A 21571-nucleotide genomic window follows, 5' to 3' on the forward strand; every position below is an offset into this window, starting at 1 on the left:
ACCGCCTTGCGCGCCGAGATGGACGGTGCCGGCGAGCGGGGTGCCGGGGCCGCCGTGTCCGGGATGCGGGGCCGGAGCCGGGTGGGTTCCGGCGGGCGGATACCCGTACCCGGCCGGGCCCGGGGCGGGGGAACCGCCGGGCGGGGTGCCGTATCCCGGGGCGGGCGTTCCGTACCCCGGACCGGGGGCCGGGGTGCCGCCCGGCGGGGTCCCGTACCCCGGAGCGGACGTGCCGTGCTACTCGACCTTCGACAGTCGCGCCCGGGGCCGCCCCGAGTCCGCGCTGTCCGACTCGTAGTTGAGATCGTCGCCGACCGGCGTGAGGCGGACCGTGTGCGCGGCCTGGGAACACACGCCCCGATTCCTCTCGGCCCCTACGGCGGTAGCGACGACCTGCTTCTTCGTGACCCGCTTCAGGGTCAGGACGTCGTCGCAGACACCGCCGAGCACGTCCGTATGCCGGAGCATCCCCAACTTCTCGCCCACACCGGCCCGTTGCACGGTCAGCCGGAAGGTCCCCATGGGCAGGGTGCCGTCGAGCGCGGAGGCCTGGCCCTCCCACGTGCCCAGGTAAGCGGCGGGAACGGCGGTCGGTCCGCCGTCACTCGCACTTGCGCTCGGCGTCGAGGAGTTGGCGCCGGCGTCGGAACTGCCCCCGTCGCCACCGCGGTTGCCCGGCAGCAGGTCGAACAGGAACGCCGATCCGACCATCACCGCGGCCATCGCTCCGGCGACGGCGAGGGCCACCGTGCAGCTCAACCGCCGCCCGCGCCCATCGGACTTGGGCTCCGTGGTCGCCGAAACGGAGACGGAGACCCTGCCCGGCCGACGGTCGGAGGGTCCGGAGCGTCCGGAGGAGGGAGCCGTGTCCCGCGCGTGCGGATCCCGCACATCTGACACTCCCGCAGCCGCCCCCATGACCGGCGGCGGCCCGAACGCCCCGACAACCGGCTCCCCGGCAGTAGGTCCACCCCTCTCCGCACCGGCAGTCAAGCCCTCCGCCCCCTGCGAAGCCCTGCTGAACCCCACAGGCCCCGACGAAGCCTCCTGAACCGTCTCCAGGTTCAGCAGCCGTACGGCACTACGGCTGACCTGCTCCACCAGCACCCCCGGCAGCCACCCGCCGGCGACCAGCCGGGCCGCGCCCTCGGGAGCCAGCCGCCGGGCCACCTCGACCGGTGTCGGCCGCGCGCCCGGCTCCTTCGCCAGGCACGCCTGAGCCAGCGAGCGCAACTCTCCGTCCAGCGAGCCCAGCTCGGGTTCCTCGTGGACGACCTTGTAGAGCAGCGCGGCAGAGGAGTCCCCCCGGAAGGGCGGCTCGCCGGTCGCCGCGTACGCCAGCACCGCGCCCAGTGAGAAGATGTCCGCCGCGCCCGTCGCCCCCTTGCCGAGTATCTGCTCGGGCGACATGTAGCCGGGCGAACCGATGGACACACCGGTGGACGTCAGGGACGCCGTACCGTCCATGGCACGTGCGATACCGAAGTCGATGAGCAGCGGCCCGTCCAGCGTCAGCAGCACGTTCGACGGCTTCACATCCCGGTGCACCAGCGCCAGTTCGTGCACCGCCGCCAGCGCCTCGGCCAGCCCCGCCCCCAGCACCCGTACCGTATGGGCCGGCAGCGGGCCGCCCTCCGCGACCGCGGCCGACAGCGACGGGCCCGCCGCGTAGGCCGTGGCCACCCACGGCACCGCCGCCTCCGGGTCCGCGTCCAGGACGGGTGCCGTCCAGGCGCCGCCGACCCGCCGGGCGGCCTCCACCTCGCGGCGGAAGCGTGCGCGGAACTCCTCGTCCAGCGCGAAGTGCGGGTGCACGATCTTGACGGCGACCGTGCGGCCGCCGCCGGTGCGGCCGAGGTAGACCCGGCCCATACCGCCGGAACCGAGCCGGCCGAGCAGCCGGTAGGGCCCCACGACGGTCGGCTCGTCGACACCGAGCGGCTGCATGGCGTCACCCCTCCCCCGTACGCCTCAAGTCCCCAGCAGGGTAGTGCGCCACGCCCTGGCGGCTCAGGGTTGGAGCAGATCCACCTTCACATCCGCCGGGAAGCCCGTCGTCGGCCCCACCCGGCGGGCGAACTCGGCGACCGCCGCCAGCTGGGGGCCGCCGAGGCGGAAGTCGAGGGTGGTGAAGTAGCGCTCCAGGACCTGCTCGTCGAAGGCCTCCCAGCGGGCCGCCTGCTCGGCGACCTTGCCGACCTCCTCCAGGCAGAGGTTGCGGGAGGCGAGGAAGGCCTCGTGCACCTTGCGGGTGATGACGGGCTCGCGCTCCGCATAGTCACGCCGGGCCGCCCAGACCGCGAAGACGAACGGCAGCCCGGTCCACTCCTTCCACAGCGTGCCGAGGTCGTGCACCTCAAGCCCGTACCGCGGCCCGTCGAGCAGGTTGGCCCGCAGCGCCGCGTCGCCGATCAGGACCGCCGCCTCGGCCTCCTGCATCATCAGGCTGAGGTCGGGCGGGCAGGTGTAGTAGTCGGGCCGTACGCCGTAGCGGTCGGACAGCAGCAGCTGGGCCAGGCGTACGGAGGTGCGCGAGGTCGAGCCGAGGGCGACCCGGGCGCCGTCCAGCCGCTCCAGCGGGAGCTGGGAGACGATCACGCAGGACATGACCGGGCCGTCGCAGCCGACCGCGATGTCCGGGAAGGCGACCAGGTCGTCCGCGTTCTTGAGGAACTCGACCAGGGTGATGGGACCGATGTCGAGGTCTCCCCGCACCAGCTGCTCGCTGAGCTTCTCCGGGGTGTCCTTCGTCAGCTCGAAGTCGAGGAGCGTGCCCGTCCTCGCGAGCCCCCAGTACAGGGGCAGACAGTTCAGGAACTGGATGTGCCCGACGCGCGGCCGGGTGCGTGAATTGTCCACATCGCGAGACTAGACCCCGTGGGGTACGCTCCGGACTCCGACCCCACTGTCAACCCCTTCACCGGACATTCAAACATCCGGGTGACGTGATCTTGACCTCTATTGCATCCGGCTGCCCGCGTGCTAGGCTCGCCGCAAGTTGCAGTTTGGTTTCCCTTGCAGTACAGAGCCTGCGGAGCATGTAACCGCGGGCTCTAGTCGTTTTCAGACGTATGCAGAGTTGTGCGGCATCTTGTTTTCACACTTGCAGGGTTCTGGAGCAGGGCAACCCTTTGGGCCCAAGGAGGGCTTATGGCTACCGGAACCGTGAAGTGGTTCAACGCCGAAAAGGGCTTTGGCTTCATCGCCCAAGAAGGCGGCGGCCCCGACGTCTTCGTCCACTACTCCGCGATCAACGCGAGCGGCTTCCGCTCGCTGGAGGAGAACCAGCAGGTTTCCTTCGACGTCACCCAGGGCCCGAAGGGCCCGCAGGCGGAGAACGTCACCCCTGTCTGAGTTCATGAGCCCAAAGCTCTGATCCGGAACGAATAGCAGTACCCAAGGAGCCCCGTGCCGCAAGGCAGCGGGGCTCCTGCCTTTCCCGCCCCCGGCCGACCCCTCACACGTGCTGCATGACCAGCACGAACGTCGTCCCGGGCGCCAGCGCCTCGTACGAGTGCGGTACATCCCCGCGGTACGTCATGTAGTCCCCGGGCTCCAGCTCCGCCTCCTCGCCCCGCGGCCCCGCCTTCACCCTCCCCGTGCTCACGATCAGGTGCTCCACCGAGCCCGGAATATGCGGCTCCGACTCGCGTGTCGCGCCCGGCTCGGCCCTCAGGTGGTAGATGTCCCGCCGCGCGCCGGGCGGGCTGGCGGACAGCAGCGTGGCCACGAAATCGGCCCGCTCGGACCCGACCGCCGGCCCCTGCCCCGCACGGATCACCTGCACAGACGGCGCCGGCGGCTCCACCAGCGCGCTGAACGGGACCCCGAGCGCCACCGCCAGCGCCCAGAGCGTCTCCACGCTCGGATTCCCGCTCCCTGCCTCCAGCTGCGACAACGTCGACTTCGCGATGCCGGCCCGCTTGGCCAGTTCGGACAGGGACAGCCCCGCGCGCGTGCGTTCGCGGCGCAGGGAGGCGGCGATCCAGTCGAGGGGGAGCCGGGGCGGGGGCGCGCTGTCGGACATGGTGCGTTCGCTCCATCGGTACGATTGTTCGGCTTGACGAACATGACTTCTTCTGTCCACTGTAGAGAACATGCGTACGACAGAGCGAACATCCCGCGTCGCGCGGTACCCGGAGTTGATCCGGGACGCGTCCCTCGTCTGGCTCGCCAGTGGCGTCGTCGGCGTCTCCTTCGGTGCGATCTCCGTCACCGGCGGCCTGCCGGTGTGGGTGCCGGTGGTGATGTCGCTCGTCGTGTACGCGGGCTCGGCCCAGTTCAGCGCGGTCGGGGTGCTGCTCGCCGGGGGCGGTCCGGTCGCCGCGGCGGCCACCGGGCTGCTGCTCAACACCCGTACGGCGGCCTTCAGCCTGGCGGTCGCGGAGACGATCGGCCGCGGCCGGCTCGCCCGCCTCCTCGGCGCGCACCTCGTGACCGACGAGACGGTCGCCTTCGCCCTCGCCCAGCCGGATCCGGCACGGCGGCGGGCGGCCTTCTGGATCTCCGGGCTCGGAATGTTCGCCGTGTGGAACGCGGGCGTCCTGGCCGGGGCGCTGGCCGGCGGCGCGCTGGGCGACACGGGCACGTACGGCCTGGACGCCGCCTTCCCCGCCGTACTCGTCGCGCTGGTGCTGCCCGCCCTGCGCGCGGACTCGGCCGTACGGCGCTCCGTGCTGCTCGGCGCCGCCCTGGCGCTGGCGGTGACGCCGGCCGTTCCGGCGGGGGTGCCGGTGCTGGTGGCGCTGGCGGGGCTCGCCCTGTACGGCGGCCGTAAGGGGCGTGCGGCATGAGCGCGACGGTCGCCGTGATTCTGGCGCTGGCGGTCGGGACGTACGCCTTCCGGCTGGTCGGGCCGGTACTGCACGGACGGGTCGAACTCCCGGCGCGGACGCAGGAGCTGCTGTCTGCCGGTGCGGTGGTGTTGCTGGTGGCGCTGCTGGCCACGGGGGCCTTGACCGAGGGCGGGGGCTTCGCGGGGTGGGCGCGGCCGGCCGGGGTGCTGGTGGGTGGCGTACTGGCGTGGCGGCGGGCGCCGTTCGCGGTGGTCGTGCTGGGCGCTGCCGCGAGTACGGCGGTGTTGCGGTGGGCGGGGGTGGGGTGAGGAGTCCGAGTGACCTGGAGCCCGGTCGATTGTCAGTGACGGTCGATAAGGTCCGCCCATGACCGAGACCGACTTCCTGACCACCACACGCACGTTCTACGACGCCATCGCCGAGGACTACGCCGTCATGTTCCGCGATGTGCTCGCGGCCACACCGCTGGACCGGGCGGTGCTGGCCGCGTTCGCCGAACTGGTGGGCGAGGGCGCCGCGGTGGCCGACCTGGGCTGCGGGCCGGGCCGGGTGACCGCCCACCTCGCCGCCCTCGGTCTCTCCGTCTTCGGGCTCGACCTGTCGGAGTCGATGCTCGCGATCGCCCGCCGTGAGAACCCGGGACTGCGCTTCGAGCAGGGCTCGATGCTGGAGCTGGACCTTCCGGACGGCGCACTGGCCGGCGTCGTGTCCTGGTACTCCTCCATCCACACCCCTGTGGACCGGCTCCCCGACCTCTTCGCCGAGTTCCTCCGGGTCCTGGCGCCGGGCGGCCACCTGCTCGTCGCCTTCCAGGTCGGCGACGAGCCGAAGCACCACGACCGGCCCTTCGGCCACCAGGTGTCGCTCGACTTCCAGCGACGGCAGCCGGACCGCGTCTCCGGCCTGCTGACGGCGGCCGGATTCACCCTCGTTTCCCGGACGGTACGCGCGCCGGACGAGCCGCGCGCGGAGCCGACTCCGCAGGCGTTCCTGATCGCGAGGAAGTCCGTCTAGTGCCCCGGCAGGCAACGTTTGCCCGTTGAGGAGCGGCGTCCGGTGCGTGCTCTCGGCGTGCCGGCCGGAAGCCCTCGTACTGGACGTACTTGGGCTTTCGGCCGGTGCGGCGAGAGTGCGTGCCGGGCGTCGCGACGGGGCGAACGTTGCCTGTCGGGGCACTAGGACGCTCCGGCGATGTCCCGCGCCGCGATGTACCCGAACGTCATCGCCGGGCCGATCGTCGAGCCCGCGCCCGCGTAGCTGTGGCCCATCACGGCGGCGCTGGCGTTCCCGGCGGCGTACAGGCCGGGGATCACCGAGCCGTCCGGGCGCAGGACCCGTGCGCGGGCGTCGGTGCGCAGGCCTCCCTTGGTGCCGAGGTCGCCGGGGACGATGCGGAAGGCGTGGTACGGGGGCAGCCACAGGGGGGCGAGGCAGGAGTTGGGGAGGATGGCGGGGTCCGTGTAGTAGTGGTCGTAGGCGCTGTCGCCGCGCTGGAAGTCGGTGTCCTTGCCGTGCAGGGCGAGGGAGTTGAAGCGGTCGACGGTGGCGCGGAGGGCGGCTGCGGGGACGCCGATGGCGGTGGCCAGGGCGTCGAGGGTCCAGGCCTTGTGTGCGGCGCCGGAGGTGTACCAGTCGTCCGGGAACGGGAAGGTCGGGGCCACGTCCTTGAAGAGGTAGCGGTTGCGGTAGTTCTGATCGGTGATCAGCCAGGCCGGGATGTCGGGGTCGGTCGGGTTCCGCTCGTACATGGTGTGGACGACATCGCTGTAGGGGGCGGCCTCGTTGACGAAGCGGCGGCCGGCGGCGTTGACCAGCAGGCCGCCGGGGAGGGTGCGTTCGGCGAGGCAGAAGTAGGGCTGGTCGGGGAGCGGGATGGCCGGACCCCACCAGGCGTCGTCCATCAGGTCGAGGGCGGCGCCGAGGCGCTCCCCCGCGCGGATGCCGTCGCCGGTGTTCTCCTTGGCGCCGACCGTCCAGTCGGTGCCGATGGGCTGCCGCTGGTACCGCTCGCGCATGGCGGCGTTGTGCTCGAAGCCGCCGGAGCCGACGATCACGCCTCGGCGGGCGCGGACGAGTCCCGGCGTGCCGTCCCGTGTGACGACGGCACCGGACACGGCCCCGCCCTCGACGTACAGCTCGGTGAGCGGGGTTCCGAGCCACACCGGCACCCGGGCGGCCCGAAGCCCGAGGCGCAGGCCCGCGGCCAGCGACTGGCCCATGGTGAGCGGCTTCTGCCCCAGCGCGGCGGCCTTCGTGCCGCGGGCCAGGCACTCGGCGGCGACGGCGACGCCCTTGGCGCTGACGGCGGTCAGGGCGAGCCACTTGTAGTCGGCGCTGAAGACGACCAGGCCGGCGGGGACGTCCAGGTACGGCGGGTTGAGGCGGGCGAGTTCGGCGCCGAGGAGGTTGCCGTCGAGTTGGTCGGGTTCGATGGAGCGGCCGTTCGGGAGGCCGCCGGGGAGCTCGGGGTAGTAGTCGCTGTACCCCTCCATCCAGCGGAAACGGAGGGGACTGTGGGCCATGACGAAGGAGATCATGGCGGGGCCGTGGGCGAGGAAGGCGCGCTGCCGGTCGACGGGCACGTCCGGGCCGACGACGGCGGCGAGGTAGGCGGCGGCCTTGGCGGGGGTGTCGGGGACGCCGGCCGCGAGGATCACCGGGTTGTTCGGCACCCAGATCCCGGCACCGGACCGCGCGGCCGAGCCGCCGAAGGTGGCCGCCTTCTCCACGACGACACAGCTCAGCCCCTGCCGGGCGGCGGTCAGCGCGGCGGTCATCCCGGCCGCACCGGATCCGATGACGACGACGTCGTACGTGCCGAGAAGGGGTAAGTCGGCGGCCCGGGCGCCCTGTCGCACCCCGGGGGCAACAGCGAGCCCGGCACCGGCGGCACCGGCCAACAGGCGTCTTCGGGAAGGGGAACCAGCAAGTCCTGCGGATTTCGCGCTCGTGGTCATGGCCACTCCAGTCCACTCGGAACGAACGACGGGAACGAACGACGGGAACCAACGACGGAAACGAACGAGGGGACGGGAATGTCGCGCGGGGGTCTTGGGAAGTCAAGGGAGGGCCACTACTCGGCCGGAACGGCCTTGACCTCAACCAAACTTGAGGTACGAGCATCGACCCCATGACCACAACACAGCAGACACACGCGGCCGATGTCGAGGCCATCGCTCAGGTGGTGGCCAGGGTCGAACACTCCCAGCGGCACGAACTCCCGGACGAGTTCGCGGGGTTGTTCCGGGCGGACGCGATCTGGACGACGGGGCACGGCAGACGGCTCTTCGGGCGGGACGAGATCTCGGCTTTTACTCATCAGGTGCTGCCCGGCGCCATGCGGGACTCGACGGTCACCTACGAGGTGGAGCACGTGCTGTTCATCCGCCCCGACGTGGCCGCCGTGAAGGTGCGCGCCCAGTACTGGACACCCGAGGGCAAGCCGCTCGGCAACCCGGGCAGCCCGATGTACGTGATGTCCAAGGAGGACGGCGAGTGGCGCCTGACCGCCTGCCAGAACACCGAGGTGATCGACTCGGTGTGAGTACGCGGCCGCCTGGGCCGTCCGCCGCTCGACCCCCAGCTTCGATCACCGCTACTTCGCGTACAGCCCCTCCACCTCCTGCGCGAAGTCGCGCATGACCACCTCGCGCCGCAGTTTCATCGACGGGGTGAGGTGGCCGGCCTGTTCCGTGAAGTCCACGGGGAGGATGGTGAAGCGGCGGATGGACTCGGGGCGGGAGACGAGTTTGTTGGCGTCGTCCACGGCCCTTTGCAGGACGGCCCTCAACTCCTCGTCGTTGACTATGAGTTCGGCCGGTACCGGGTGCTTGCCGTTCATCTGGCGCCAGTGGTTGACGCCGTCCATGTCCAGGGTGATCAGGGCGGAGATGTAGGGGCGGCGGTCGCCCAGGACGAGGCAGTGGGAGATCAGGGGGTGGGAGCGGAGCCAGTTCTCCAGGGGGGCGGGGGCCATGTTCTTGCCGCCTGCCGTGATGATGATCTCCTTCTTGCGGCCGGTGATCGTCAGATAGCCCTCGTCGTCCAGGCGTCCGATGTCGCCCGTCGGGAACCAACCGTCGGTGGAGGCCGGGATCACCCCGCCGCCGTACGGGTCCCAGTAGCCGCGGAACACCTGGCCGCCGCTGAGCAGGATCTCGCCGTCCGCCGCGATCCGGACCTTGGTGCCGGGCATCGGCCAACCCACCGTGCCGAGCCGGGGTTTGAGCGGCGGCGTGACCGTGGCCGCGGCCGTCGACTCGGTCAGGCCGTAACCCTCGTAGATCTCCATGCCGGCGCCCGCGTAGAAAGCCTCGAGGTCGCGGCCGAGCGGGGAGCCGCCGCAGATGATGTGGCGGACCCTGCCGCCCATGGCCTTGCGGATACGGCGGTAGACGAGGGGGTCGTAGAAGGAGCGGGCCGCCTTCAGCGCGGGGCTCGGGCCGGAACCGGTGCCATGCTTGCGTGCCTCCACGGCCTCGCCGTAGCGGCGGGCCACGCTCGCCGCGCGGTCGAAGACCGTCGCCCGGCCGCCGCTCTCCGCCTTGGCGCGCGCCCTGTTGAAGACCTTCTCCAGCATGTACGGGATGACCACCAGGAAGGTCGGCTTGAAGCTGCCGAGGTCCGCCACGAGGTCCTCCGACTGCAGGCTCGGCGCGTGGCCGACCCGCACCCGCGCGCGGACGCAGGCGATCGCCACCATGCGGCCGAAGACGTGCGACATGGGGAGGAAGAGGAGGGTGGCGAGGTCCTCGGTCGACTTGTCCTTGTCCTTGCTCTTGAAGACGGGGTAGAGGAGTTCGATCGCGTTGTCGATCTCCGCGAGGAAGTTGCCGTGCGTGAGCACGCAGCCCTTGGGGCGGCCGGTGGTGCCGGAGGTGTAGACGACGGTGGCGAGCGTGTCCGGGACCAGCACCCCGCGCCGTACGGCGATCTCCTGATCGGGTACCTGGGCGCCGAGCTCCGCCAGCCGGTCCAGGTGCCCCTTCTCGATGATCCACATGTGGCGCAGGTCGGGCAGGCGGTTGAGTTCCGGGCCCAGCGCCGACGCCTGGCCGACCTCCTCCGTCACCAGGGCGACCGCGCCCGAGTCCTGGAGGATCCACCGGGTCTGGAAGACGGAGGAGGTGGGGTAGATCGGCACGGTGACCAGTCCGGCAGCCCACGCGGCGAAGTCGAGGAGCGTCCACTCGTACGTCGTCCGCGCCATGATGGCGATCCGGTCCCCCTGCACCAGCCCTTCCGCGATCAGCCCCTTGGCCAGGGCCATCACCTGCGCCGCGAACTCCGCCGCCGTGACATGGACCCACTCGCCGTTCTCCGTACGGCGGCTCAGCACCCGGTCCTGAGGAGCCTCGCTCGCGTTGTCGAAGGGCAGGTCGGCGAGCGAGCCGTGCGTCGCCGGCGGGACGAGCGGCGGCACCGAGACCTCGCGGACCTCCCCGTCCAGACGCCGGATCTCCGGTTCCACGAGCACGGGCGCGCCGTCGTAGTCGTGGCCGGATGCGTAGGAGAGGGACATGGGCAGCTCCTGGGGCGTGCAGCTGGGTACCGCTCTGCTGCATGTGGTACGCGCGGTGCGTACCGGCGCGTTCACCTGCGGTGTGCGGCTCGGTGAGTTACCGCCGGTTAGGACGGCGATCCTAGGGGGCTCACGTGGGGGGTTCGTGCGGGTTCGGGGGCGGTCCGGAGTCAGGCCTGTGCAACCTCGTCCGCAAGGTGAGCCTTTGTCAGTTACGCGTGTCATTACCTCGGGTAACCTTACTTCGGAGTAAGCCAGAAGAAACCGAGGTGGGAGACACGTAGTGACCATCACCCTGCCCCAGGCCCCTTCCCTCCCGCCCCTCCTGGCCCGCGGCGCCCTGCTCTCCCCCTTCAAACGGCCGCGACCGGACGCGGAGTTCCCCCGCACCCGACTCGTGCTGCCCGGCGTGCGCATCGACCTCGCGCGGCTGGCCGCCTACGAGCGGGTGTGCGGGTTCGCGACCGGGGACGACGCGCTGCCGGTGACGTATCCGCACGTACTCGGCTTCCCGCTGGCCATGCGGCTGATGAGCGGACGGGACTTCCCGCTGCCGCTGCTCGGGCTCGTCCACACGTCGATCGAGATCACGCAGCGGCGGGCGCTGGCGGCGACCGGTGAGTACGAACTCTCCGTGCACATCGATGAGTTGGTCCCGCACCGGCGGGGCACGGAGGCGGCCGTGGTCAGCGAGGTGCGGGCGGGGGGCGAGGTCGTGTGGGAGTCGAGGAGCACGTATCTGGCCCGGCACCGCACGGGCAGCCGTACAAGCTCCGAACCTGCGGAACGGAAGGAACCGGCGGCACGCGAGCCATTGCCCGCCGTGGCCGACTGGCGGCTCGCCGGGGACGTCGGGCGTCGGTACGGCGCCGTCTCCGGTGACCGCAACCCCATCCACCTCCACCCGCTCACCGCCCGCCTGTTCGGCTTCCCCCGGGCCATCGCGCACGGCATGTGGACCGTGGCCCGCTGCGTCGCCGCGCACGGCACACCGGCGGCCGTTGTAGTGCGGGCCGGCTTCCGGGCGCCGGTGCCCCTGCCGGGGACGGTGACGTACGCGGCGGAGGGCGGGCTCTTCGAGCTGCGCGGCGGGGACCGGGTGCACGTGACCGGAGGCGTCTACCCGCTCGTCTCGTGAGGTGGGTCGGGCGGGGACCACGGACTGCCCGTCATGAGGTTGCCCAGCCCCGCCCAGGCGAAGTTCATCAGGGTCGCCGCGGCCTGTCTCGCGGTGATGCCGGGGGTGGCGTTGGCCCACGCGGCCAGCGACTCGGCCGCCCCCACCAGGGCCTCGGCGAGGCCGGCGACCTCGCGCTCGGGCAGGTCGGGGTCGCGGTGCGCCTCGCGGGCGGCGACGACGATCAGCCCGGTCACGAACGCGACGAGCTCCTCGCGCATCGCGGCGACCTCGGCGGCGAACGGCTCGCCGTGGGTGCGGGCCTGGAGGTGCAGCACGGACCAGCCGTCCGGGTTCTGCGCGGTGTGCGTGAAGAACTCCCGCAGCCCGTCCCAGAGTTGGCGGTCCGCGGGCAGAGCAGGGTCGACACCGGCGCGGACGGCCTCGGTGAGTGCCTTCGCCTCGCGGCGGATGCAGGCGGTGAAGAGGTCTTCCTTCGAGTTCAGGTACAGGTACACCAACGGCTTGGACACGCCCGCGAGCTCGGCGATCTCGTCCATCGACGCGGCCATGTACCCGCGCTGCCCGAAGGTCCGTACGGCGGCGTCCAGCATCTGCTGCTCACGGACGGCACGCGGCATGCGCTTGCTCTTCACGGCACCCATAACCGGAAGCGTAATTGGACGCGGGCGCGCGCAACGCCTCTACGCGGCCTGCGATCTGTCGCCCACGCGGCCTGAGGAGCCTGGCCTACGACGCCTGGGGCCTGTCCCTACGACGCCTGGGGGGCCTGTCCCTGCGACCGGGCGGCGTCGTCGGCGCCGTCCTCCTGGTTGCGGTTCGCCTCCAGGTTGGTCTTGATCTTGTCCACCTTCTGCACGACCTGCATCGACGCGCGGTCCCGCTCTTTGCGCAGCACCACGAAGCTGATCGGGGCCGAGATGAGGAGGGAGAGCAGGATGATCCACATGCCGTTGGAGTCGCCGAGGCCACGCGGGACGACACCGGAGTAGACGAGGCCCCAGACGACCACGAGGCAGCCCACGAAGATCCCGAGGCGCATCAGCGTGTAGCGGAGCATCTCAATCCACTCTTCCGTTTCGAACGGTTTGAACAATCCCGTCCAGTGAAGCACGCCGGACCCGCGATCTTCGAAGGGGGTCAGGCGAGCGGCAGCAGCATGATCACGTCGTCCCGGTCGTCCCCGGGCGCGACCCGTATCGCGCCGGGTATGCGGCCGACCTCCTTGTAGCCGCAGGAGCCGTAGAAGCGCTCCAGGCCGAGGCCGCCGCGGCAGGTGAGCCGGATCGCCTCGATGCCCTCGAAGGTGCGGGCCGCGTCCGCGGCGGCGGCCAGCAGGTCACGGCCGTATCCCTTGCCCTGGTGGCGCGGGTGCACCATCACCGTGTACAGCCAGACCCAGTGCGTCATCAGGCGGTGGGTGTTGAAGGTGAAGAAGGCGGTGGCGGCGACCTGACCGGCCTCGTCGTGCGCGACGAGCAGCCGGGTGCGTCCTTCGGCCATCCCGACGAAGTGCTTCACCAGTTCCGGCCGGATGGTGTCGCGGGCCACCGGAGGTACGAAGCCGACGGCGCCTCCAGCGTTGGAGACGTCGGCCCACAGGTCGAGGATGCCGTCGCGGAGGGCAGGAGTGACGGCGGGGTCGAGAGTGAAGGTAAGGGACACCGAGACATCGTAGCCATTACGACAGCTGCCATTACGAGGGCTGCCATTACGACGGCTACGACAGCGCCCGGGCTGCCACCTTCAGGTCCGACACCAGCCCTCGGTACGCCGCCTCCCGGTCCTTGTCGTCCTGCGCCCGCAGCACGGAGGACGGGTGCACGGTCGCCACCAGCTTCTCCGGCCGCCCGTGAATCTCCCGCTCCAGTACCGCCCCGCGCGCCTCCCCGACCCGGAACGACGACCCGAGCAGCGCCTTGCCGGCCGTGGCGCCCAGGATCACGATCAGCTCGGGCTCCACGATCGCCAGCTCGGCCGCGAGCCACGGCCCGCACGCGGTCATCTCCCGCAGGGTCGGCGCCTTGTGGATCCGGCGCTTGCGGGGCTCGGCCTGGGTGAACTTGAAGTGCTTGACGGCGTTGGTGACGTACGCGTCCGCCGGGTCCAGGCCGGCCTCTTGCAGCGCGCGGTCCAGCATGCGCCCTGCCGGGCCGACGAACGGTTTGCCCTGGCGGTCCTCCTGGTCGCCGGGCTGCTCGCCGACGAGCATGACGCGGGCGTCCTTGTTTCCGGCGCCGAAGACGGTTTGGGTGGCGTTGCGGTGCAGGGGGCAGCCCCTGCATTCGGCGGCGGCGCGGCGTAGGGCGGGGAGACCGCGTGCCCCTTCGGGGACGAACGGTTGTGCGGTGTAGGCGTCCTCAGGCGCTCGGGTGGTCACCATGGGGCCCGAGTACCCGCCGTGGGGACTCGGACCCATGTCGTCTGCGGGTGTGTGGGGGCTGGCGCGCCCACGCGGCGGAGCCGCATATCGATACAGCCCCGCGCCCCTTAAAGGTCGGGACAGTCCCGCTCCCTGAAATCACACCCGCATCGGCTGGGGGGACTCGCGGCGCAACGGGTCCGGGCCGTCGTACTCCCGGATGATCTCGTACCGCGTGTTCCGCTCCACCGGGCGGAAGCCCGCGTCCCTGATGAGGTCCAGCAGGTCCTCGCGCGTCAATTTATTCGGCGTGCCGTAGTTGTCGGCGTCGTGGGTGATCTTGTACTCGACGACCGAGCCGTCCATGTCGTCGGCGCCGTGCTGGAGGGCCAGCTGGGCCGTCTGGACGCCGTGCATGACCCAGAAGACCTTGACGTGCGGGACGTTGTCGAACAGCAGCCGCGAGACCGCGAAGGTCTTCAGGGCCTCCGCGCCGGTCGCCATCTGCGTCCGCGCCTGAAGGCGGTTGCGCACCTTGCCGTCCTTCATGTCCACGAAGTCGTGCTGGTAGCGCAGCGGGATGAAGACCTGGAAGCCGCCGGTCTCGTCCTGGAGTTCGCGGAGCCTGAGCACGTGGTCGACTCGGTGGCGGGGCTCCTCGATGTGGCCGTAGAGCATGGTGCACGGGGTCTTGAGCCCCTTCTCGTGCGCCAGCCGGTGGATGCGCGACCAGTCCTCCCAGTGGGTGCGGTGGTCGACGATGTGCTGCCGGACCTCCCAGTCGAAGATCTCGGCGCCGCCGCCGGTGAGGGACTCCAGGCCCGCGTCGATGAGCTCGTCCAGGATCTCCGAAGCGCTCAGCCCGCTGATCGTCTCGAAGTGGTGGATCTCGGTGGCCGTGAAGGCCTTCAGCGAGACGTTCGGGAGAGCGGCCTTGAGCTCGCGCAGCGACCGCGGGTAGTACCGCCAGGGAAGATTCGGATGCAGCCCGTTCACGATGTGCAGCTCGGTGAGGTTCTCGCCCTCCATCGACTTGGCGAGCTTGACCGCCTCCTCGATGCGCATCGTGTACGCGTCCTTCTCGCCCGGCTTGCGCTGGAAGGAGCAGTAGGCGCAGGACGCGGTGCACACGTTGGTCATGTTGAGGTGGCGGTTGACGTTGAAGTGGACGACGTCGCCGTTCTTCCGCGTCCGCACCTCGTGCGCGAGGCCGCCGAGCCAGGCCAGGTCGTCCGACTCGTACAGCGCGATGCCGTCCTCGCGGGTCAGCCGCTCACCGGAGCGGACCTTCTCCTCCAGCTCGCGCTTGAGCCCGACGTCCATGCCCACACCTTTCTCCGACAACTCGACCAACCGTACGCCTAGACCTCTTCGGGCAGTTCACCCACCCGGTTCTCCCACTTCGTGGAGAGCACGATGGTGGTACGGGTCCGAGACACGCCCTTCGTCCCGGACAACCGCCGGATGATCTTCTCCAGCCCGTCCACGTTGTTCGCCCGCACCTTGAGCATGAACGAGTCGTCGCCGGCGATGAACCAGCAGTCCTCGATCTCGCTGAGGTCCTTCATCCTCGCCGCCACGTCCTCGTGGTCGGCGGCGTCGGAGAGCGAGATGCCGATCAGGGCGGTGACGCCGAGGCCGAGCGAGGCGGCGTCGACGGTGGCGCGGTAGCCGGTGATGACGCCGGCCGCCTCCAGCCGGTTGATGCGGTCGGTGACGCTGGGTCCCGACAGTCCGACGAGGCGCCCCAGCTCGGCGTAGGAGGCCCGGCCGTTCTCCCTCAGGGCCTGGATGAGCTGCCTGTCCACCGCGTCCATGCGATCGAAGCCTTCCGGTGAAAGTTCTGGAGTGTTGAGAGGTACTGCGACTTACTCAGATGGCGTTCACGTCGTACGGGTTGCGTCGCCGCGGCCCAGCTCACCCTTCCAGCGGCGGTACAGCCCGTGCTCGACGCCCGCCGCGTCGAGGACCCGTCCGGCGACGAAGTCCACCAGGTCCTGGATGTGCGTGGCGCCCGCGTAGAAGCCGGGTGAGGCGGGCACCACGCTGGCGCCGGCGTCGTCCAGGGTCACCAGGTGCCGCAGTGTCTGCCCGTTGAGGGGGGTCTCCCGGACGGCCACGACCAGCTTGCGGCGCTCCTTGAGGGTGACGCTCGCGGCCCGTTGCAGCAGGTCCTTGGAGAGGCCGAGGGCGACTCCGGCTACGCAGGCGGTGGAGGCGGGGACGATCAGCATGCCCTTCGAGGGGTACGACCCGGAGGACGGCCCGGCCGCGAGGTCGCCGGCACTCCAGTGCCGTACACCGCCGATGTCCACCTGGAAGGTGTCCGGCTTGCCGTCGGCCCCCCGCGACAGCCATTCCCGCAGGTCGTCCTGCCAGTGGGCGTCCCGGAAGGAGATGCCCGTCTCGTCGAGCAGCGTGAGCCGTGAGGCCCGGCTGACCACCAGGTCGACGCGCTCCCCCGCCTCCAGCAGCGCACGCAGCACAGCGGCCGCGTACGGCGTACCGGACGCTCCCGACACCCCCACGATCCAAGGCGTGCGCTGCGTCTGTCCTGGCTTCATGGTGTCGAGCCTATCCGTCAGCTCTCATGATTCGGACCGCGACCTTTTCAGACCGTCAGTCCGCGCACCAGCAGATCCAGCAGCGCGCACACAAAGAGGGCAATTCCGATGAACCCGTTGACGCTGAAGAACGCCCGGTTCACACGGGACAGGTCGTGCGGGCGGACGATGTTGTGCTCGTAGACGAACGCGCCCGCGACGATCAGCAGGCCGAACCAGAAGAAGGTGCCCGCGTCGGTGGTCAGGGCGTACCAGACGAACAGTGCCGTCGTCACCGTGTGGCAGACCCGCGCCCCCCAGATCGCCGCCGGGATGCCGAAGCGGGCCGGGACCGACATGACGCCGATCTCGCGGTCCGTCTCCACGTCCTGGCAGGCGTAGATCAGGTCGAAGCCGCCGATCCAGACGCCGACCGCCAGACCGAGGATCACCGCGTCCCAGGACCACTCGCCGGTGATCGCCAGCCAGCCGCCGATCGGGCCCATCGCCTGGGCGAGGCCCAGGATGGCCTGCGGGAAGTTCGTGAAGCGTTTGCCGTAGGGGTAGACCACCATCGGGATCACCGCGATGGGGGCCAGGGCCAGGCAGAGGGGGTTGAGCAGGGCCGCCGCGCCGAGGAAGACGACCAGCGCGACCAGCGCGCCCGTCCAGGCGTGGCGGACCGACATCGCACCCGTGACCAGCTCGCGCTGCGCCGTACGGGGGTTACGGGCGTCGATCTCCCGGTCGATGATCCGGTTGACCGCCATCGCGAACGTCCGCAGGCCCACCATGGCGACGGTGACCAGCAACAGCCGGCCCCAGTGGATGTTCTTGTCCCACTGGAACATCGCGGTGAGGGCGGCGATGTAGGCGAAGGGCAGGGCGAAGACCGAGTGCTCGATCATCACCAGGCGCAGGAAGGCCTTGGTGCGTCCCGGCTGCGGGATCGCGGCGGAAGCGCTGCTCACAGGCCGTACTCCTTCCAGCGGCGATCCACCGTCGCCGCCGTCTCCGGGTCGGACTCCACCATGTCCGGCCACCCGCCGTCCCGCGTGTAGCCCTCCTCGGGCCACTTCTTCGTCGCGTCGATGCCCGCCTTGCCGCCCCAGAACTGCTGGTAGGAGGCGTGGTCGAGGTGATCGACAGGGCCCTCGACGACCGTGAGGTCGCGCGCGTAGTCCGTGTTGCCGAGCGCGCGCCAGGCGACCTCGTGCAGATCGTGGACGTCGCAGTCGGAATCGACGACCACGATCAGTTTGGTGAGGGACATCATGTGGGCGCCCCAGACCGCGTGCATCACCTTCTGCGCGTGCTTCGGGTACTTCTTGTCGATGGAGACGATCGCGCAGTTGTGGAAGCCGCCTGCCTCCGGCAGGTGGTAGTCCACGATGTCCGGCACGATGATCTTCAGCAGCGGGAGGAAGAACCGCTCCGTCGCACGGCCGAGCGGTCCGTCCTCCGTCGGGGGCCTGCCTACGACGATCGACTGAAGCAACGGCCGCTTCCGCATCGTCACGCAGTCGATCGTCAGGGCGGGGAAGGGCTCCTGCGGCGTGTAGAAACCGGTGTGGTCACCGAAGGGACCCTCGGGCAGCATCTCGCCCGGCTCCAGCCAGCCCTCCAGGACCACCTCCGCCTGCGCGGGCACCTGGAGCGGGACCGTCTTGCAGTCGACCATCTCGATGCGCTTTCCCGCGATGAACCCGGCGAAGAGGTACTCGTCGATGTCGCCGGGCAGGGGCGCGGTGGAGGCGTACGTGACGGCGGGGGGACACCCGAAGGCGATGGCGACCGGCAGCCGCTCCCCGCGCCTGGCCGCCACCTGGTAGTGGTTCCGGCTGTCCTTGTGGATCTGCCAGTGCATGCCGATCGTGCGCCGGTCGTGGCGCTGGAGGCGGTACAGCCCGAGGTTGCGGATCCCGCTCTCCGGGTCCTTGGTGTGCGTGAGCCCCAGGTTGAAGAAGGAGCCGCCGTCCTTGGGCCAGGTGAAGAGGGCGGGCAGCGCGTCGAGGTCCACCTCGTCGCCCCGCAGCACGACCTCCTGCACAGGAGCGTCCTTCACCTTCTTCGGCGGCACGTGCGCCATCGCGCCCAGCTTGCCGAAGGCCTCGCGCACGCCGACGAAGCCGTGCGGCAGCTCCGGCCGCAGCAGGCCGCCGATCTTCTCGCTGATCTCCGCGTACGACTTCAGGCCCAGGGCCTTCAGCAGCCGGCGGTCGGTCCCGAAGACGTTCATCGCGAGGGGCATCGACGAGCCCCGCACGTTCTCGAAGAGGAGCGCGGGGCCACCGGATTTCTGCACCCGGTCGACGATCTCCCCGACCTCCAGGTACGGATCCACCTCGGCCTTGATGCGCTTGAGGTCGCCCTCGCGCTCCAGCGTCCTGAGCAGGGAGCGAAGATCGTCGTAAGCCATGGGGTCAAGTATCCCCGAGCCGTTACCCTGGCCCTGTACCTGGGGCCCGTGACCGTGGCCCCGACGACCACTTCGCTGAGAGGCCCCATGCTCCGGGTGCTCATGTTCCTCGTCCCACTGGCGTTGAGCATCTACGCGTTCATCGACTGCATCAGCACGAAGGACGAGGACGTCCAGCACATCCCCAAGCCGCTGTGGGCGCTCCTCGTGCTGCTGTTCCCGCTCGTCGGCTCGATCTCCTGGCTCATCGCCGGCAAGAAGCGCCACCCGGCCACGGCGAGCGGCGCCCTCGGCTCCGTCGGCACGCCGTGGAACCGGGGCGGCGGCGGCCGGCAGTGGGTCGCGCCTGATGACAATCCCGAGTTCCTCAAGTCCCTCAGGGACGAGGACGGGGTCGGGGACGGGGACGACAAGGGCAAGGGCAAGGACGAGAAGGACCGGGACAAGCGGGACGGCGGCGAGGATCCGAAGGGCGACTGACGCCGTCGGCGCCTCCGGGTGCGTCCATGTGCCTCCGGCGTGCCTACAGGTTGTACGCCGGTGAGGCTCCGGAAGCGGACAATGCGCCCCTGGGCCGGGGCGGGCGCGGGCCGGACACTTACCTCGCATGACGACTGCTCCCGCCGACTCCACCGGCACCACGCTCACCCCCGCTTACGGTGACAAGGTCATCGCCGTCGAGACGGCGGGCTCGGAACCGATCCCCGACGCCGAACGGCACGGCAGCCCGCTCCAGTTGCTGTGGACGTGGGCCTCCCCGAACATCGAGTTCGCGACGGTCTACATCGGCGTGATCTCGGTCCTCTTCTTCGGCCTGAACTTCTGGCAGGCGACGGCGGCGCTGCTGCTCGGCACCGCGCTCGGATCGCTCACCCACGGGATCCTGTCCCTGGACGGCCCGCGCTTCGGCGTCCCGCAGATGGCGATCGGCCGCTTCTCCTTCGGTTTCCGGGGGAATCTGCTGCCGTCGGGTGTGAACGCGCTTGTCGCGGGCGTCGGCTGGTTCGCCGTCAACAGTGTGAGCGCGGCTTTCGCGCTCAACACGCTGACGGGCCTACGCCCACTCCCCTCTCTCTTGCTGGTGGTGGCCGCCGAGATCGTGATCGGCTTCATCGGCCACAACTTCGTCCACGCCTTCGAGAAATACGCCTTCCCGGCACTGGCGGTCGTCTTCCTGCTGGCCGGCGTGTGGACCTTCCAGGAGGCCGACCTCGGCGGACCGGGCGGCGCCGGCGGCATCGGCGGCTTCCTGCTCGCCTTCAGCGCGGCCTGGGGTTACGCGGCGGGCTGGAACCCGGGCGCCTCGGACTACTCCCGCTATCTCCCCCGTACGGCGAGCCGCTTCAAGACGGTCCTGTACCCGGCGCTGGGCCTGTTCGTGTCGATCGCGGTCGTGTCCGTGATCGGCGCGGCGTCGGCGACGATCGTCGCGCCCGAGGACGCGACCCCGACGGCGGCCTTCACGGGCCACCTCCCGGGCTGGCTCAGCAACTTGGTCCTGCTGGCCATCATCCTCGGCGCGGTCTCCGCCAACGCGATCAATGTGTATTCGTCGGCCATGTCGATCACGTCGCTGGGCCTGAAGCTCCCGCCGTGGCTGGGCCGCAGCGCGATCGTCGTGCTGTGCGGTCTGGCCGGTACGGCGGCGGCGTGGTCGTCACTGGCGGACGCGGGGCACGCGTACGAGGCGTTCCTGCTGGTCATCGCCTACTGGGTGGGGCCGTGGCTGGGGGTCGTGCTGGTGGAACGGTGGCTCCAGGGCCGTACGGCGACGGACGAGGACCTGGCGGGGCGGCTGGGCGACCGGACCTTCACCAACTGGCCGGGCATCACAGCGCTGTTGACCGGCATCGTGGTGTCGGTGCCCTTCTTCTCCAACCAGGAGAAGTACGTGGGCTGGGTGCCGGAGCAGTGGCCGTCGTTCGGGGACATCACGTGTCTGGTCGGGTTTGTGGTGAGTGCGGGGGTTTACGGGGTGCTGCGGGGGCGGCTGGGGTCGCGGGTCTGAGGAGACTGCTCACTGGAGGGTTTTGATGCGGGCGGCGGTGAGGGCCCGGTCGAAGACCCGTACGTCTCTGATGGCGCCGGGGAAGAAGTCAGTGGGCTGCCCGTTGAAGGTCGCGCGGCCGATCATGAGGCCGCCGGGGGCGGGGGTCGGCTTGGTGTCGTCGGTCTCCGCCTCCTGGACGCCGTTGACGTACAGCCGCAGCTTGCGGCGGGGGCCGTCGCAGACGCCGACCAGATGGGTCCAGGTGTCCACGGCGGGCACGGAGTAGCCGACCGCACGCAGGCCGGGGCGGGCGAAGGCCCAGCGCTTCTCGTCTCTCGAGTACTGGAGGTAGAAGCCGCTGGCGCCGCCGGCTTCGGTGGCGTCCTGGCTGACGGCGGTCGCGAAGTAGCCCGGCTCGGTGGAGAGGTAGACCCAGGCCGCGACCGTGAAGCTGCGGCCGGCGCCGGTCCTCAGCACCGGACCCTCGGTGACGATCTGGCTGCGGGTCCCGTCGAACTCGGCGGCGCCGCCGTTTCCGGCCCGCCAGCGGACATCGGTCGCGGTGCCGTCGTTGCCGCGGACGGTGTCACGGGCCAGGGCGCCGGAGGGCTCGTCGAGGGGCCAGATGCCGATGGGTTGGGCTAGGCGGGGGGTGGAGGGGGAGGGGGAGGGGGAGGGGGAGGTGCTGGCGCCGGTGCCCTTGTCCTTGTCGCTGGCCTCGCCTGCGTTGCCTTCGTCGCCTTCGTCGTCGGATGCGGGCCGGTTGAGCCAGAAGCCGGCGCCGACGCCGATCGCGGCGACC

23 protein-coding genes are annotated in these 21571 nt (G+C 70.6%); 8 read left to right on the forward strand and 15 right to left on the reverse strand.

All coding sequences use genetic code 11. The annotated features are described in order from the left end of the window. Positions 1 to 237: 237 nt before the first annotated feature. A complete protein-coding gene (locus tag CLM62_RS11685; RefSeq protein WP_095749762.1) occupies positions 238 to 1947 on the reverse strand; it encodes a serine/threonine-protein kinase in 1710 nt (569 codons plus the stop codon). A gap of 63 nt (positions 1948 to 2010) precedes the next feature. Beyond that, positions 2011 to 2859 (reverse strand): menaquinone biosynthetic enzyme MqnA/MqnD family protein, encoded by an 849-nt coding sequence (locus CLM62_RS11690; protein WP_095749763.1) that lies wholly within the window; start codon positions 2857 to 2859, stop codon positions 2011 to 2013. 291 nt (positions 2860 to 3150) lie between these two features. On the opposite strand from CLM62_RS11690, the gene CLM62_RS11695 reads away from it, so the two are divergent. Further along, positions 3151 to 3354, forward strand: coding sequence for a cold-shock protein (locus tag CLM62_RS11695; protein WP_003992177.1), 204 nt, complete (start codon positions 3151 to 3153; stop codon positions 3352 to 3354). A gap of 103 nt (positions 3355 to 3457) precedes the next feature. Here CLM62_RS11695 and CLM62_RS11700 read toward each other — a convergent pair whose 3' ends face one another. After that, on the reverse strand, positions 3458 to 4027 hold the full coding sequence (locus tag CLM62_RS11700; RefSeq protein ID WP_095749764.1) for a helix-turn-helix domain-containing protein: 570 nt from the start codon (positions 4025 to 4027) through the stop codon (positions 3458 to 3460). 70 nt (positions 4028 to 4097) lie between these two features. Between CLM62_RS11700 and CLM62_RS11705 the strand changes: the two genes are divergently transcribed. From CLM62_RS11705 to CLM62_RS11715, 3 genes are read left to right on the forward strand one after another with little or no spacing between them, the layout of a single operon-like run. Next, entirely contained in the window at positions 4098 to 4793 is a 696-nt protein-coding gene (locus tag CLM62_RS11705; RefSeq protein WP_095749765.1) for an AzlC family ABC transporter permease, read from the forward strand. Next, positions 4790 to 5104, forward strand: coding sequence for an AzlD domain-containing protein (locus CLM62_RS11710; RefSeq protein ID WP_095749766.1), 315 nt, complete (start codon positions 4790 to 4792; stop codon positions 5102 to 5104). Before CLM62_RS11705 ends, CLM62_RS11710 begins: the two co-directional genes overlap by 4 nt. Positions 5105 to 5162: 58 nt before the next feature. Continuing rightward, positions 5163 to 5810, forward strand: a complete 648-nt coding sequence (locus tag CLM62_RS11715; protein WP_095749767.1) for a class I SAM-dependent methyltransferase — start codon at positions 5163 to 5165, stop codon at positions 5808 to 5810. Positions 5811 to 5971: 161 nt separating this feature from the next. Here the strand turns inward: CLM62_RS11715 and kstD are convergent, their stop codons facing one another. Beyond that, positions 5972 to 7753 (reverse strand): 3-oxosteroid 1-dehydrogenase, encoded by a 1782-nt coding sequence (kstD, locus tag CLM62_RS11720; RefSeq protein WP_095749768.1) that lies wholly within the window; start codon positions 7751 to 7753, stop codon positions 5972 to 5974. Between the two features lie 173 nt (positions 7754 to 7926). Between kstD and CLM62_RS11725 the strand changes: the two genes are divergently transcribed. Beyond that, on the forward strand, positions 7927 to 8340 hold the full coding sequence (locus CLM62_RS11725) for an SgcJ/EcaC family oxidoreductase (RefSeq protein WP_095749769.1): 414 nt from the start codon (positions 7927 to 7929) through the stop codon (positions 8338 to 8340). A 51-nt stretch (positions 8341 to 8391) separates the two neighbouring features. On the opposite strand, the gene CLM62_RS11730 is transcribed toward CLM62_RS11725, so the two are convergent. Beyond that, positions 8392 to 10317 (reverse strand): long-chain fatty acid--CoA ligase, encoded by a 1926-nt coding sequence (locus CLM62_RS11730; RefSeq protein ID WP_095749770.1) that lies wholly within the window; start codon positions 10315 to 10317, stop codon positions 8392 to 8394. 283 nt (positions 10318 to 10600) lie between these two features. On the opposite strand from CLM62_RS11730, the gene CLM62_RS11735 reads away from it, so the two are divergent. Further along, on the forward strand, positions 10601 to 11455 hold the full coding sequence (locus CLM62_RS11735) for a MaoC family dehydratase (RefSeq protein WP_095749771.1): 855 nt from the start codon (positions 10601 to 10603) through the stop codon (positions 11453 to 11455). On the opposite strand, the gene CLM62_RS11740 is transcribed toward CLM62_RS11735, so the two are convergent. The 9 genes from CLM62_RS11740 to CLM62_RS11780 form a co-directional block, all read right to left on the reverse strand. After that, positions 11437 to 12099 (reverse strand): TetR/AcrR family transcriptional regulator, encoded by a 663-nt coding sequence (locus CLM62_RS11740; protein WP_095749772.1) that lies wholly within the window; start codon positions 12097 to 12099, stop codon positions 11437 to 11439. The genes CLM62_RS11735 and CLM62_RS11740 overlap by 19 nt on opposite strands. A gap of 107 nt (positions 12100 to 12206) precedes the next feature. Beyond that, positions 12207 to 12515 carry a DUF4229 domain-containing protein gene (locus CLM62_RS11745; RefSeq protein WP_095749773.1) on the reverse strand — a complete coding sequence of 103 codons (309 nt, stop codon included), beginning with the start codon at positions 12513 to 12515 and terminating at the stop codon, positions 12207 to 12209. 80 nt (positions 12516 to 12595) lie between these two features. Further along, positions 12596 to 13120, reverse strand: coding sequence for a GNAT family N-acetyltransferase (locus CLM62_RS11750; protein ID WP_095749774.1), 525 nt, complete (start codon positions 13118 to 13120; stop codon positions 12596 to 12598). Positions 13121 to 13175: 55 nt separating this feature from the next. Beyond that, positions 13176 to 13838, reverse strand: coding sequence for a UdgX family uracil-DNA binding protein (locus tag CLM62_RS11755; RefSeq protein ID WP_095749775.1), 663 nt, complete (start codon positions 13836 to 13838; stop codon positions 13176 to 13178). A 138-nt stretch (positions 13839 to 13976) separates the two neighbouring features. After that, a complete protein-coding gene (gene mqnE, locus CLM62_RS11760; protein ID WP_095749776.1) occupies positions 13977 to 15140 on the reverse strand; it encodes an aminofutalosine synthase MqnE in 1164 nt (387 codons plus the stop codon). Between the two features lie 38 nt (positions 15141 to 15178). Beyond that, positions 15179 to 15634: an Lrp/AsnC family transcriptional regulator gene (locus tag CLM62_RS11765; protein WP_095749777.1), complete on the reverse strand. Its 456-nt coding sequence runs from the start codon at positions 15632 to 15634 to the stop codon at positions 15179 to 15181. Positions 15635 to 15700: 66 nt separating this feature from the next. Continuing rightward, on the reverse strand, positions 15701 to 16381 hold the full coding sequence (locus CLM62_RS11770; RefSeq protein ID WP_095749778.1) for a UbiX family flavin prenyltransferase: 681 nt from the start codon (positions 16379 to 16381) through the stop codon (positions 15701 to 15703). A gap of 47 nt (positions 16382 to 16428) precedes the next feature. Beyond that, positions 16429 to 17331, reverse strand: a complete 903-nt coding sequence (gene mqnP / locus CLM62_RS11775; RefSeq protein WP_095749779.1) for a menaquinone biosynthesis prenyltransferase MqnP — start codon at positions 17329 to 17331, stop codon at positions 16429 to 16431. Further along, complete coding sequence (locus tag CLM62_RS11780) at positions 17328 to 18779, reverse strand: menaquinone biosynthesis decarboxylase (RefSeq protein ID WP_095749780.1); 1452 nt, start codon at positions 18777 to 18779, stop codon at positions 17328 to 17330. Before CLM62_RS11780 ends, mqnP begins: the two co-directional genes overlap by 4 nt. Positions 18780 to 18866: 87 nt before the next feature. Here CLM62_RS11780 and CLM62_RS11785 point away from each other — a divergent pair, with 87 nt between their 5' ends. After that, positions 18867 to 19259, forward strand: coding sequence for a PLD nuclease N-terminal domain-containing protein (locus CLM62_RS11785; protein WP_095749781.1), 393 nt, complete (start codon positions 18867 to 18869; stop codon positions 19257 to 19259). Between the two features lie 127 nt (positions 19260 to 19386). Further along, a complete protein-coding gene (locus CLM62_RS11790; RefSeq protein ID WP_095749782.1) occupies positions 19387 to 20787 on the forward strand; it encodes a cytosine permease in 1401 nt (466 codons plus the stop codon). Positions 20788 to 20796: 9 nt separating this feature from the next. Here the strand turns inward: CLM62_RS11790 and CLM62_RS11795 are convergent. After that, on the reverse strand, positions 20797 to 21571 hold a 775-nt coding region (locus CLM62_RS11795), incomplete at its 5' end, for a LamG domain-containing protein (RefSeq protein WP_306457904.1).

The sequence above is a fragment of the Streptomyces sp. SA15 genome, from assembly GCF_002291145.1.
Lineage (GTDB): Bacteria > Actinomycetota > Actinomycetes > Streptomycetales > Streptomycetaceae > Streptomyces.

Bases quoted from the DNA above. Each gene is read 5' to 3' on its own strand.
- CLM62_RS11685 (WP_095749762.1), bottom strand. From the start codon at position 1,947: ATGCAGCCGCTCGGTGTCGACGAGCCGACCGTCGTGGGGCCCTACCGG.
- CLM62_RS11695 (WP_003992177.1), top strand. From the start codon at position 3,151: ATGGCTACCGGAACCGTGAAGTGGTTCAACGCCGAAAAGGGCTTTGGC.
- CLM62_RS11700 (WP_095749764.1), bottom strand. From the start codon at position 4,027: ATGTCCGACAGCGCGCCCCCGCCCCGGCTCCCCCTCGACTGGATCGCC.
- CLM62_RS11705 (WP_095749765.1), top strand. From the start codon at position 4,098: ATGCGTACGACAGAGCGAACATCCCGCGTCGCGCGGTACCCGGAGTTG.
- CLM62_RS11710 (WP_095749766.1), top strand. From the start codon at position 4,790: ATGAGCGCGACGGTCGCCGTGATTCTGGCGCTGGCGGTCGGGACGTAC.
- CLM62_RS11715 (WP_095749767.1), top strand. From the start codon at position 5,163: ATGACCGAGACCGACTTCCTGACCACCACACGCACGTTCTACGACGCC.
- kstD (WP_095749768.1), bottom strand. From the start codon at position 7,753: ATGACCACGAGCGCGAAATCCGCAGGACTTGCTGGTTCCCCTTCCCGA.
- CLM62_RS11725 (WP_095749769.1), top strand. From the start codon at position 7,927: ATGACCACAACACAGCAGACACACGCGGCCGATGTCGAGGCCATCGCT.
- CLM62_RS11730 (WP_095749770.1), bottom strand. From the start codon at position 10,317: ATGTCCCTCTCCTACGCATCCGGCCACGACTACGACGGCGCGCCCGTG.
- CLM62_RS11740 (WP_095749772.1), bottom strand. From the start codon at position 12,099: ATGGGTGCCGTGAAGAGCAAGCGCATGCCGCGTGCCGTCCGTGAGCAG.
- CLM62_RS11745 (WP_095749773.1), bottom strand. From the start codon at position 12,515: ATGCTCCGCTACACGCTGATGCGCCTCGGGATCTTCGTGGGCTGCCTC.
- CLM62_RS11755 (WP_095749775.1), bottom strand. From the start codon at position 13,838: ATGGTGACCACCCGAGCGCCTGAGGACGCCTACACCGCACAACCGTTC.
- mqnE (WP_095749776.1), bottom strand. From the start codon at position 15,140: ATGGACGTCGGGCTCAAGCGCGAGCTGGAGGAGAAGGTCCGCTCCGGT.
- CLM62_RS11765 (WP_095749777.1), bottom strand. From the start codon at position 15,634: ATGGACGCGGTGGACAGGCAGCTCATCCAGGCCCTGAGGGAGAACGGC.
- CLM62_RS11770 (WP_095749778.1), bottom strand. From the start codon at position 16,381: ATGAAGCCAGGACAGACGCAGCGCACGCCTTGGATCGTGGGGGTGTCG.
- CLM62_RS11780 (WP_095749780.1), bottom strand. From the start codon at position 18,779: ATGGCTTACGACGATCTTCGCTCCCTGCTCAGGACGCTGGAGCGCGAG.
- CLM62_RS11785 (WP_095749781.1), top strand. From the start codon at position 18,867: ATGCTCCGGGTGCTCATGTTCCTCGTCCCACTGGCGTTGAGCATCTAC.
- CLM62_RS11790 (WP_095749782.1), top strand. From the start codon at position 19,387: ATGACGACTGCTCCCGCCGACTCCACCGGCACCACGCTCACCCCCGCT.